General features: G+C 62.7%; 7 protein-coding genes. 5 read left to right on the top strand and 2 right to left on the bottom strand.

Annotation, left to right across the window (positions count from 1 at the left end; genetic code table 11):
* Positions 1 to 296: 296 nt before the first annotated feature.
* From rplJ to FJ970_RS20660, 5 genes are all read left to right on the top strand, one after another.
* The gene (gene rplJ, locus FJ970_RS20680) at positions 297 to 815 is read left to right on the top strand and encodes a 50S ribosomal protein L10 (RefSeq protein WP_027146631.1); all 519 of its coding nucleotides are present in this window, start codon (positions 297 to 299) and stop codon (positions 813 to 815) included.
* A 54-nt stretch (positions 816 to 869) separates the two neighbouring features.
* Complete coding sequence (gene rplL / locus FJ970_RS20675; RefSeq protein ID WP_006202136.1) at positions 870 to 1,247, top strand: 50S ribosomal protein L7/L12; 378 nt, start codon at positions 870 to 872, stop codon at positions 1,245 to 1,247.
* Between the two features lie 265 nt (positions 1,248 to 1,512).
* Positions 1,513 to 5,649, top strand: coding sequence for a DNA-directed RNA polymerase subunit beta (rpoB, locus tag FJ970_RS20670; RefSeq protein ID WP_140765471.1), 4,137 nt, complete (start codon positions 1,513 to 1,515; stop codon positions 5,647 to 5,649).
* A gap of 130 nt (positions 5,650 to 5,779) precedes the next feature.
* Entirely contained in the window at positions 5,780 to 9,976 is a 4,197-nt protein-coding gene (gene rpoC, locus FJ970_RS20665; RefSeq protein ID WP_140620685.1) for a DNA-directed RNA polymerase subunit beta', read from the top strand.
* Between the two features lie 82 nt (positions 9,977 to 10,058).
* On the top strand, positions 10,059 to 10,724 hold the full coding sequence (locus tag FJ970_RS20660) for an O-methyltransferase (protein WP_140765473.1): 666 nt from the start codon (positions 10,059 to 10,061) through the stop codon (positions 10,722 to 10,724).
* A gap of 23 nt (positions 10,725 to 10,747) precedes the next feature.
* Here FJ970_RS20660 and FJ970_RS20655 read toward each other — a convergent pair whose 3' ends face one another.
* The gene (locus FJ970_RS20655) at positions 10,748 to 11,671 is read right to left on the bottom strand and encodes a Gfo/Idh/MocA family protein (protein ID WP_181178830.1); all 924 of its coding nucleotides are present in this window, start codon (positions 11,669 to 11,671) and stop codon (positions 10,748 to 10,750) included.
* A 144-nt stretch (positions 11,672 to 11,815) separates the two neighbouring features.
* Positions 11,816 to 12,097 carry a transcriptional regulator gene (locus tag FJ970_RS20650; RefSeq protein ID WP_140765477.1) on the bottom strand — a complete coding sequence of 94 codons (282 nt, stop codon included), beginning with the start codon at positions 12,095 to 12,097 and terminating at the stop codon, positions 11,816 to 11,818.
* Positions 12,098 to 12,299: the final 202 nt, after the last annotated feature.

Here is a 12,299-nt window from a genome sequence, read left to right as displayed (position 1 = left end):
TGCGGGCGGCCCGAGTCTTGATTCAAGAGGAGGGCCTTAATTCATGTGGGCCTGCATGAGACGGGTGAAAACCGGACAACGGAGCAACAAGCTCCAATGAAAGGTTCGAACCGTGTTTGCCTTTTGTCTGCGCATCGCCGGCTTGTCCGTCGATGTGGCGAAAGGGGGCAGGATCCTCGAGCGTCGTTCGGGAGATCCGTTACTGGATGGCCCGGCCGGCAAAAGGCAACCCGACGCCTGTCCTCGAAAATGGGAATGTTCCCATCAACAGGACTGGGGTCAACTGGAGATAGGCAGTGGACAGAGCGGAAAAACGCGAACTCGTCACGGGCCTGAATGATGCGTTTTCGGGCGCAGGTTCAGTCGTCGTGGCCCACTATGCCGGTATCACCGTCGCGCAAATGAACGACCTTCGGTCGAAAATGCGCGCCGCCGGTGGCACCGTTAAAGTCGCGAAGAACCGTCTCGCCAAGATCGCTCTTCAGGGCACGGACTCCGCATCGATCATCGACCTGTTCAAGGGACAGACGCTGATCGCCTATTCGGAGGATCCGATTGCGGCGCCGAAGGTCGCGTCCGATTTCGCCAAGGGGAATGACAAGCTCGTCATTCTCGGCGGCGCAATGGGCACCACCTCGCTCAACGCCGACGGTGTGAAGGCACTCGCCACACTTCCGTCGCTGGATGAGCTGCGCGCCAGGCTGGTTGGCATGATCGCCACGCCGGCAACCCGGATCGCCCAGATCGTCAATGCGCCAGCGGCCTCGGTCGCGCGCGTCATCGGCGCTTACGCCCGGAAGGACGAGGCGGCATGAGGCCGTTCCTCGCTATCAAAAACACACGTTCGAACCTAACGAAGGAATACAACAATGGCTGATCTCGCAAAGATCGTAGACGACCTTTCGAAGCTGACCGTCCTCGAGGCGGCTGAGCTGTCGAAGCTTCTGGAAGAAAAGTGGGGCGTTTCGGCTGCCGCTCCGGTCGCGGTTGCCGCTGCTGGCGGCGCTGCCGCTGCTGCTGCCCCCGTCGAGGAAAAGACGGAATTCGACGTCGTCCTCACCGACGCCGGCGCTCAGAAGATCAACGTCATCAAGGAAGTCCGCGCCATCACCGGCCTTGGCCTCAAGGAAGCCAAGGACCTGGTCGAAGCGGCTCCGAAGCCGGTCAAGGAAGGCGTTTCCAAGGCCGACGCCGACAAGTTCAAGGCCCAGCTGGAAGCAGCCGGCGCCAAGGTCGACCTGAAGTAAGCGTATCAAGCGGCGGGCGGCCTCGCGCCGCCCGCCACTCCCTTGGGTGACCAGGGAGGCTGCGTGACGCGAGATGTACGAAAACCTCTTTCCTGAGGGCCGTAAACCGGCCTTCAGGAAACGGGTTTTCTCCCGTTTTAGCCGGTAGCCGCCAAGCAATTGGAAAGGCGGCCGGAGAACAGACAGAGAGCCGCCGCCCAGGTGGCTAAGTATGCAAGACGAACCGCGGCGAGGTTCGTCCCGAGTTTAGAGCTAAGGAGCGACGATGGCCCAGACCCAGACTTTCAATGGCCGCAGACGCGTACGCAAGTTCTTCGGAAAGATCCCGGAAGTTGCGGAGATGCCGAACCTCATCGAGGTTCAGAAGGCATCCTATGACCAGTTCCTGATGGTGGACGAGCCCAAGGGCGGACGTCCGGACGAAGGGCTGCAGGCTGTTTTCAAGTCGGTCTTCCCGATCTCCGATTTTTCCGGCTCCTCCATGCTGGAGTTCGTGAAGTACGAGTTCGAAGGACCGAAATTCGACGTTGACGAATGCCGCCAGCGCGACCTGACTTATGCCGCGCCGCTGAAGGTGACGCTGCGCCTCATCGTGTTCGATATCGACGAGGATACCGGTGCCAAGTCGATCAAGGACATCAAGGAGCAGGACGTCTATATGGGCGACATGCCGCTCATGACCTTGAACGGCACCTTCATCGTCAACGGCACCGAGCGCGTCATCGTCTCGCAGATGCACCGCTCGCCGGGCGTCTTCTTCGACCACGACAAGGGCAAGTCGCACTCGTCGGGCAAGCTTCTGTTTGCCGCCCGCGTCATCCCCTACCGTGGCTCGTGGCTCGACATCGAGTTCGATTCCAAGGACGTCGTGCACGCCCGCATCGATCGCCGCCGCAAGATCCCCGTGACGTCGCTGCTGATGGCGCTCGGCATGGACGGCGAGGAGATCCTGTCGACCTTCTACAACAAGATCACCTACAAGCGCGCCGGCGACCACTGGCGCATTCCGTTCAACGTCGAGCGTTTCCGCGGCCTCAAGGCCGTCGGCGACCTGGTCGACGCCGACACCGGCGAGATCGTCGTAGAGGCGGGCAAGAAGATCACCGCCCGCCAGGCGCGTCAGCTCGGCGAGAAGGGTCTCAAGGCGATCAAGGCGACCGACGAGGATCTGCTGGGCAACTACCTGGCTGAGGACATCGTCAACTACGCCACCGGCGAGATTTTCCTCGAGGCCGGCGACGAGATCGACGACAAGACGCTCAAGGTGCTGCTCGGCACTGGCGAGCAGGAGATCCAGGTCCTCGACATCGACCATGTCAATGTCGGCGCCTATATCCGCAACACGCTCGCCGTCGACAAGAACGAGAGCCGCCAGGACGCGCTGTTCGACATCTACCGTGTCATGCGCCCGGGCGAGCCGCCGACGCTCGAGACCGCCGAAGCCATGTTCAACTCGCTGTTCTTCGACAGCGAGCGCTACGACCTGTCCGCCGTCGGCCGCGTCAAGATGAACATGCGCCTCGAGCTCAAGGCCGAGGACACCGTGCGCGTGCTGCGCAAGGACGACATCCTGGCCGTGGTCAGGACGCTGGTCGAACTGCGTGACGGCAAGGGCGAGATCGACGACATCGACAATCTCGGCAACCGCCGCGTGCGTTCGGTCGGCGAACTGATGGAGAACCAGTACCGCGTCGGCCTGCTTCGCATGGAGCGGGCGATCAAGGAACGCATGTCCTCGATCGAGATCGACACGGTCATGCCGCAGGACCTGATCAACGCCAAGCCGGCGGCCGCCGCCGTGCGCGAGTTCTTCGGTTCCTCGCAGCTGTCGCAGTTCATGGACCAGACCAATCCGCTGTCGGAGATCACCCACAAGCGTCGTCTCTCCGCGCTTGGACCGGGCGGTCTGACCCGCGAGCGTGCCGGCTTCGAGGTGCGCGACGTGCACCCGACGCATTACGGCCGCATCTGCCCGATCGAGACACCGGAAGGCCCGAATATCGGTCTGATCAACTCGCTGGCGACCTTCGCGCGCGTCAACAAGTACGGCTTCATCGAAAGCCCGTACCGCAAGATCGTCGACGGCAAGCTGACCAATGACGTCGTCTATCTCTCGGCGATGGAAGAGGCCAAGCACCATGTCGCGCAGGCCAACGCCGAGCTCGACAAGAACGGCGGCTTCGTCGACGAGTTCGTCATTTGCCGCAGCGCTGGCGAAGTGATGATGGCGCCGCGCGAAAACGTCGACCTGATGGACGTGTCGCCCAAGCAGATGGTGTCTGTTGCCGCGGCGCTCATCCCGTTCCTCGAGAACGACGACGCCAACCGCGCTCTGATGGGCTCGAACATGCAGCGTCAGGCCGTGCCGCTGGTGCGCGCCGAGGCGCCGTTCGTCGGCACCGGCATGGAGCCGATCGTCGCCCGTGACTCGGGCGCCGCCATCGGCGCCCGCCGCGGCGGCATCGTCGACCAGGTGGACGCGACGCGTATCGTTATCCGCGCCACCGAGGATCTCGACCCGGGCAAATCCGGCGTCGACATCTACCGGCTGATGAAGTTCCAGCGTTCGAACCAGAACACCTGCATCAATCAGCGTCCGCTGGTGCGCATGGGCGACCGGGTCAACAAGGGCGACATCATCGCCGACGGTCCGTCGACCGAGCTCGGTGATCTGGCGCTCGGCCGCAACGTGCTGGTCGCGTTCATGCCGTGGAACGGCTACAACTACGAGGATTCGATCCTGCTCTCCGAGCGTATCGTTGCCGACGACGTCTTCACCTCGATCCACATCGAGGAGTTCGAGGTCATGGCCCGCGACACCAAGCTCGGTCCGGAGGAAATCACGCGCGACATCCCGAACGTCTCGGAAGAAGCGCTGAAGAACCTCGACGAAGCCGGCATCGTCTACATCGGTGCGGAAGTTCAGCCCGGCGATATCCTGGTCGGCAAGATCACGCCGAAGGGCGAAAGCCCGATGACGCCGGAAGAGAAGCTTCTGCGCGCCATCTTCGGTGAAAAGGCTTCCGACGTGCGCGACACTTCGATGCGCATGCCTCCGGGTACCTTCGGCACGGTCGTCGAGGTGCGCGTGTTCAACCGCCACGGTGTGGAGAAGGACGAGCGCGCCATGGCGATCGAGCGCGAGGAGATCGAACGCCTCGCCAAGGACCGTGACGACGAGCAGGCGATCCTGGATCGCAACGTCTATGCGCGTCTTTCCGACGTTCTCGTCGGCAAGGAAGCGATCGCTGGACCGAAGGGCTTCAAGAAGGGCTCGACGCTGTCCAAGGACACGCTCGACGAGTATCCGCGTTCGCAGTGGTGGCAGTTTGCGGTGGAGAACGAAAAGCTCCAGAGCGAACTGGAAGCCCTGCGTGGCCAGTACGACGACTCCAAGAAGGCGCTCGAACAGCGCTTCATGGACAAGGTCGAGAAGGTGCAGCGCGGCGACGAAATGCCTCCGGGCGTCATGAAGATGGTCAAGGTCTTCGTGGCGGTGAAGCGCAAGATGCAGCCCGGCGACAAGATGGCCGGCCGTCACGGCAACAAGGGTGTCGTGTCGCGCATCGTTCCGGTCGAGGACATGCCTTTCCTCGAGGACGGCACGCATGCCGATATCGTGCTCAACCCGCTGGGTGTGCCGAGCCGCATGAATGTCGGCCAGATCCTGGAAACGCATCTGGGCTGGGCTTGTGCCGGCATGGGCAGGAAGATCGGCGAGCTGATCGACACGTATAAGGCTGCCGGCGACATCAAGCCGCTGCGCAAGACGTTGGAAAGCTTCATGCCGTCCAACGACCGCAACGAGCCGGTCCGCGAATATGACGACGAGAGCATCGTTCGCCTCAGCGAGCAGATGCGCCGCGGCGTCTCCATCGCGACCCCGGTGTTCGACGGCGCGCATGAGGCTGACATCAACATCATGCTGGAGCAGGCGGGCCTGCACACCAGCGGTCAGTCGCAGCTCTATGACGGCCGCACCGGCGAGCCGTTCGATCGCAAGGTGACGATGGGCTATATCTACATGCTCAAGCTTCACCACTTGGTGGACGACAAGATCCACGCGCGTTCGATCGGCCCGTACTCGCTCGTCACCCAGCAGCCGCTGGGCGGCAAGGCGCAGTTCGGTGGCCAGCGCTTCGGCGAAATGGAGGTCTGGGCGCTGGAAGCCTACGGCGCCGCCTACACGCTGCAGGAGATGCTGACGGTGAAGTCGGACGACGTCGCCGGCCGCACCAAGGTCTACGAGGCGATCGTGCGTGGCGACGACACGTTCGAGGCAGGCATTCCCGAGAGCTTCAACGTGCTCGTCAAGGAAATGCGGTCGCTTGGCCTCAATGTCGAGCTGGAGAACACCAAGCTCGACGAAGCTCCGGTTCGACTGCCGGACGCAGCCGAGTAAAGGCTATGGCGCGTCGCGGAATGCCGCGGCGCGTCCACGAAATTCGACGGCCGGTGGGCCGACCACTCAGCGGGCATTCGGCCCGCGTTAGATGCAAGGGGTTTTCGAGGACCCCGAAAAGGAGAACGGCATGAACCAAGAGGTCATGAATCTCTTCAATCCGCAGGCGCCTGCGCAGGTGTTCGATTCCATCCGGATTTCGCTTGCCAGCCCTGAGAAGATTCTGTCCTGGTCGTTCGGCGAGATCAAGAAGCCGGAGACCATCAACTACCGCACCTTCAAGCCGGAGCGTGACGGTCTGTTCTGCGCGCGCATTTTTGGCCCGATCAAGGACTATGAATGCCTGTGCGGCAAGTACAAGCGCATGAAGTACAAGGGCGTCATCTGCGAGAAGTGCGGCGTCGAAGTCACGCTGTCGCGCGTTCGCCGCGAGCGCATGGGCCATATCGAGCTGGCGGCACCCGTCGCCCATATCTGGTTCCTGAAGTCGCTGCCCTCGCGCATCGGCACGCTGCTCGACATGACGCTGAAGGACATCGAGCGCGTCCTCTACTTCGAGAACTACATCGTCACCGAACCTGGCCTCACCGCGCTGAAGGAGCACCAGTTGCTCAGCGAGGAAGAGTACATGATCGCCGTCGACGAATATGGCGAGGATTCCTTCACCGCCATGATCGGCGCCGAGGCCATTCATGACCTTCTGGCGGGCATGGACCTGGAGAAGATCGCGGGCGACCTGCGTTCGGAACTGGCTTCGACCACGTCCGAGCTGAAGCAGAAGAAGTATCTGAAGCGGCTCAAGGTCGTCGAGAACTTCATGGAGTCCGGCAATCGTCCGGAATGGATGATCATGAAGGTCGTTCCGGTGATCCCGCCGGACCTGCGCCCGCTGGTTCCCCTGGATGGTGGACGCTTCGCGACATCGGACCTGAACGATCTCTATCGTCGCGTGATCAACCGCAACAACCGCCTGAAGCGGCTGATCGAGCTGCGGGCGCCTGGCATCATCGTGCGCAATGAAAAGCGCATGCTGCAGGAAGCCGTCGATGCGCTGTTCGACAACGGCCGTCGCGGCCGCGTCATCACCGGCGCCAACAAGCGTCCGCTGAAGTCGCTGTCCGACATGCTCAAGGGCAAGCAGGGCCGGTTCCGTCAGAACCTGCTCGGCAAGCGCGTCGACTATTCCGGCCGCTCGGTCATCGTCACCGGTCCGGAGCTCAAGCTGCATCAGTGCGGCCTGCCGAAGAAGATGGCGCTCGAACTGTTCAAGCCCTTCATCTACGCCCGCCTCGACGCCAAGGGTTACTCCTCGACAGTCAAGCAGGCGAAGAAGCTGGTCGAGAAGGAGCGTCCGGAAGTCTGGGATATCCTCGACGAGGTCATCCGCGAGCATCCGGTTCTCTTGAACCGCGCGCCGACGCTGCACCGCCTCGGCATCCAGGCGTTCGAGCCGATCCTGATCGAAGGCAAGGCGATCCAGCTTCACCCGCTGGTCTGCACGGCCTTCAACGCCGACTTCGACGGCGACCAGATGGCCGTTCACGTGCCGCTGTCGCTGGAAGCGCAGTTGGAAGCCCGCGTGCTGATGATGTCGACCAACAACATCCTGCACCCGGCCTCCGGCGCGCCGATCATAGTGCCGTCGCAGGACATGGTTCTGGGTCTCTACTACCTCTCGATCGTCAACCAGAACGAGCCGGGCGAGGGCATGGTGTTTGCCGACATGGGCGAACTCCAGCACGCGCTCGAGACCAAGGCTGTGACCTTGCACGCCAAGATCAAGGGCCGCTTCCGCACGGTCGACGCCGAAGGCAAGGTCGTGTCGAAGATCCATGACACCACGCCTGGCCGCATGATCATCGGCGAGCTTCTGCCGAAGAACGTCAATGTGCCTTACGAGACCGCCAACCAGGAGATGACCAAGAAGAACATCTCCAAGATGATCGACACCGTCTACCGCCATTGCGGTCAGAAGGAGACGGTCATTTTCTGCGATCGCATCATGGCGCTCGGCTTTGCTCATGCGTGCCGTGCCGGCATCTCGTTCGGCAAGGACGACATGCTGATCCCGGACACCAAGATCAAGTTGGTGTCGGACACCGAGGCCTTGGCCAAGGAATACGAGCAGCAGTACAATGACGGCCTGATCACACAGGGCGAGAAGTACAACAAGGTCGTCGACGCCTGGGCCAAGTGCTCGGAAAAGGTCGCCGACGAAATGATGGCCCGCATCAAGGCGGTCGAGTTCGAGGACAATGGCCGTCAGAAGCCGATGAACTCGATCTACATGATGTCGCACTCCGGTGCGCGTGGCTCGCCCACCCAGATGCGCCAGCTCGCCGGCATGCGCGGCCTGATGGCCAAGCCGTCGGGTGAAATCATCGAGACGCCGATCATCTCGAACTTCAAGGAAGGCCTGACCGTGCTCGAGTACTTCAACTCGACCCACGGCGCCCGCAAGGGTCTGGCCGACACCGCCTTGAAGACGGCGAACTCGGGTTACCTCACCCGTCGTCTGGTCGACGTGGCGCAGGACTGCATCGTCAACTCCGTGGATTGCGGCACCGACAAGGGCCTCACCATGCAGCCGATCGTCGATGCCGGTCAGGTCGTCGCTTCGGTCGGCCAGCGCGTGCTGGGCCGTACATCGCTCGACGACATCACCCATCCGGTGTCGGGCGAGGTTCTGGTCAAGGCCGGAACGCTGATGGACGAGCGTGACGTCGAGCAGATCGAAAAGGCCGGCGTGCAGTCGGTCCGCATCCGCTCGGCCCTGACCTGCGAAGTCAGGATCGGCGTCTGCGCGGTCTGCTACGGACGCGATCTGGCCCGCGGCACCCCGGTCAACCAGGGCGAAGCCGTCGGCGTCATCGCGGCGCAGTCGATCGGCGAGCCGGGCACGCAGCTCACCATGCGTACCTTCCACATGGGCGGTACCGCGCAGGTGGTGGATAGCTCGTTCCTTGAAGCCTCCTATGAGGGCAAGGTCGAGATCCGCAACCGCAACGTGGTGCGCAACTCGGACGGCCAGCAGATGGTCATGGGCCGCAACATGGCGGTGCTGATCCTCGACGAAGCCGGCAAGGAGCGCGCGACGCACCGTGTCACCTATGGTTCACGTATCTTCGTGGACGATGGCGACAAGGTGAAGCGCGGTCAGCGTATCGCCGAGTGGGATCCCTATACCCGTCCTGTCCTCACTGAAATCGAGGGCAAGGTGTCGTATGAGGATCTGGTCGACGGCATTTCCGTTCAGGAAACGGCCGACGAGTCGACCGGCATCACCAAGCGTGAGGTCATCGACTGGCGTTCGACGCCGCGCGGCAACGACCTCAAGCCCGCGATTGCCATCCTGGACTCCAAGGGCAAGGTCGGCAAGCTGTCGAAGGGCGGCGATGCCCGCTTCCTGCTCTCGGTCGAGGCCATTCTCTCGGTCGAGCCGGGTGCCCAGGTTCGCCCCGGCGACGTCTTGGCGCGTATCCCGATGGAAAGCGCCAAGACCAAGGACATCACCGGCGGTCTGCCGCGTGTTGCCGAACTGTTCGAGGCACGTCGTCCGAAGGATCACGCCATCATCGCCGAGATCGATGGCACGATCCGCTTCGGCCGCGACTACAAGAACAAGCGCCGCATCATCATCGAGCCGCACGACTCGACGCTCGAGCCGGTCGAGTACCTGATCCCGAAGGGCAAGCCGTTCCATCTCCAGGACGGCGACGTCATCGAGAAGGGCGACTACATCCTCGACGGCAATCCGGCGCCGCACGACATCCTGGCGATCAAGGGCGTGGAGGCACTTGCTTCCTACCTCGTCAACGAGATCCAGGAAGTCTACCGCCTGCAGGGCGTGTCGATCAACGACAAGCACATCGAGGTGATCGTTCGCCAGATGCTGCAGAAGGTCGAGATCACGGTGCAGGGTGACTCGACCTACATCCCGGGCGACCACGTCGACGTGATCGAACTGGAAGAGGTCAACGAGCGTCTGGTCGAGGACGGCAAGAAGCCGGCCGAAGGCCAGCCGGTGCTGCTCGGCATCACCAAGGCATCGCTGCAGACGCCGTCCTTCATCTCGGCCGCCTCCTTCCAGGAGACGACCAGGGTGCTGACGGAAGCCGCGGTTGCCGGCAAGACCGACATGCTGCAGGGCTTGAAGGAAAACGTCATCGTCGGCCGGCTGATCCCGGCCGGTACCGGCGGCACGATGAGCCAGATCCGGCGCATCGCCACCTCGCGCGACGAACTCATCATCGACGAGCGCCGCAAGGCCTCCGGTGTGGAAGTCGCCGAGCCGATGCTGGCGGACATGACGACCGCCGCGCAGTAAGCGGGACGGCAAAAATCTCAGGCAACAGAAGCCGTCGGGGCAACCCGGCGGCTTTTTCGTTTTCAAGATCGGAGGAAAGCAGATGAACACGAAGACCTGGACGGCTGTCGACAACTACATCGTTTCCTCGCTGTTCGAGGCGGATCCCGTTCTCGACGCGGTTCTGGCGGCCAACCGCGACGAGGGCCTGCCGGCGATCGACGTCTCGGCGGCGCAAGGAAAACTGCTCTCGCTGCTGGTGCGCATCAGCGGCGCGAAAAAGGTGCTCGAGATCGGCACGCTGGGCGGCTATTCGACCATCTGGATGGCGCGGGGTCTGCCCGCCCAGGGCAAGGTCGTGACGCTCGAACTCGATCCGCATCATGCCAGCGTCGCGCGTTCGAATTTCGAGCGGGCCGATGTCGCGGACCGCGTGGAATTGCGCGTCGGTTCAGCGCTCCAATCGCTCGCCGCACTCGGTGGCGAGAATGCCGGCCCGTTCGATCTCGTCTTCATCGATGCCGACAAGCCGAACAACCCGAACTATCTGTCCTGGGCCTTGCGGCTGTCGCGCTCCGGAACGGTCATCGTCTGCGACAACGTCATCCGTGACGGCGCCGTGCTGGATGAGGATGGCCGCGATGCCAATGTCGAAGGCGCACGCGCGGCGTTTTCCTTCATCGGCGGCGACAAACGCCTGGACGGCACCGCCATCCAGACCGTCGGCGCCAAGGGTTATGACGGCTTTGCCATCGCGATCGTCGACTGAGGCCAGGGGGCACCCGGTGACCTTCAGTCGAAAAACGCTTCCACCACATTGCGCTTGCCCAGCATGAACGCGTCGGCCACGTGCTGGAGTGGCGCCAGGTCCACATCCGACGTTCGGGCGTGGACGATCTCGGCAAATCGCCGATAGAGCATCGGATATTCCGCTTCCGGCTCCTCGTGTCCGATATTGCCATCGACGGCGAGCTTCGAGCCGCCACCCGAGAGCACCATCTGTCCAGCATCCGTGTCGGCCAGGATGTCCCAGCTCTGCGGTCCGGTCTGCAACCAGTCGAGATCCATCGTCACATCGGATCCGTTCGCCGCGCGGAAGACGACCTGGGCCGCGATCGGTGCATCACGGTTCTCCGGAAAATCGAGCACGGCCGAGGTGATGTACATGGCCGGCAGGATGTAGGTTGCGATCGACAGCGCGTTGATGCCGGGATCGAAGACGCCGAAACCGCCAGGCTGCCAGATCCAGTCCTGGTTCGGGTGCCAGCGGCGCACATCTTCCTTCCAGACGATCGCCGCCGATTTGATTTTGGTCGAAGCCAGGAATGTCCGCGCCGCTTCCACCGCCGGCGCGTAGCGCGAATGCCAACTGGCGAACAGCGAGACGCCTTGTTTCGTCGCGAACGCCTTCAGGTCCTCGACCTCGCTGACCGTGGCACCAGGCGGTTTTTCCAGGAAGACGTGCTTTCCGGCCTCGATCGCCTTGCGCGCGGAATCGTAGCGGAACTGCGGCGGCATGCACAGCGACACCGCGTCGAGTTCGGGAACCGCGCCAAGCATTGTCTCTATATCGGGGAAATTCGCGATGCCGTCGACCTTGCCGTGCCGGCTGGCCGCCGCGATCAGCTGGTAGTCCCGATCCTTGGCCAGTGCCGGAAGGTGTTGGTCGCGGACGATCTTGCCGACGCCGACAATGCCGATTCTTATGGGCGAGATGGATGAGGACATGAGGCTCCGCCGGGTTTGGACGACTGCGCGTCTCTTAGCAGATCGGCCATGACGGGCAAGCGTCGACCATGCCAGCTATCCGAACGAATCGGCACCATGGCGCAGGGCAGGCGAGGGGCATCACGCCTGCGATCAGATCGGCACGTCGAAGGTCACGATCGACACTTCGCCTTCGAGTGCGCCCTGGAAGGCCGAAAGATGCGGCTCATCGTCGGGCTCGCCCTCCATGTCGCCGATCTGGTCGAGTTCGGCTTCGGCGTAGCCTTCCGCCGCGAGCGATTCGAGCGCGCGGCGGACGGCCGAATCGTCATCGGGCGCCACCAGCATGACATGCACGCCTTCCGGCGTGCCGCCTTTCTTCTTCCACACCCGGCCGGTGATGATGGTGACCGGGCGTTCTTCATTGTCGTTCACGGGCCGATTCCTCCGCGGCGAGGGATTGTCTGTGTTCATGCGGCCATTTTCGCACGAAGCAAGGCCCCGCAACAACCAAAGGCCGGTCACTTTCTTCCTCGGCCTTGCAAAACGGCGAAAGAAAATTACATGCGGTTTTCGCATGGCTGCCAAGCCCCGGCTTCGATGCAATATTTGCCGCTGCGGGGTTGACGGTTCGCGG

This window comes from Mesorhizobium sp. B2-1-8, from assembly GCF_006442545.2.
In the GTDB taxonomy this organism is placed as follows: domain Bacteria; phylum Pseudomonadota; class Alphaproteobacteria; order Rhizobiales; family Rhizobiaceae; genus Mesorhizobium.
The sequence above is the reverse complement of the archived record's forward strand: the minus strand, read 5'-3'. Positions and strand labels throughout refer to the sequence as shown.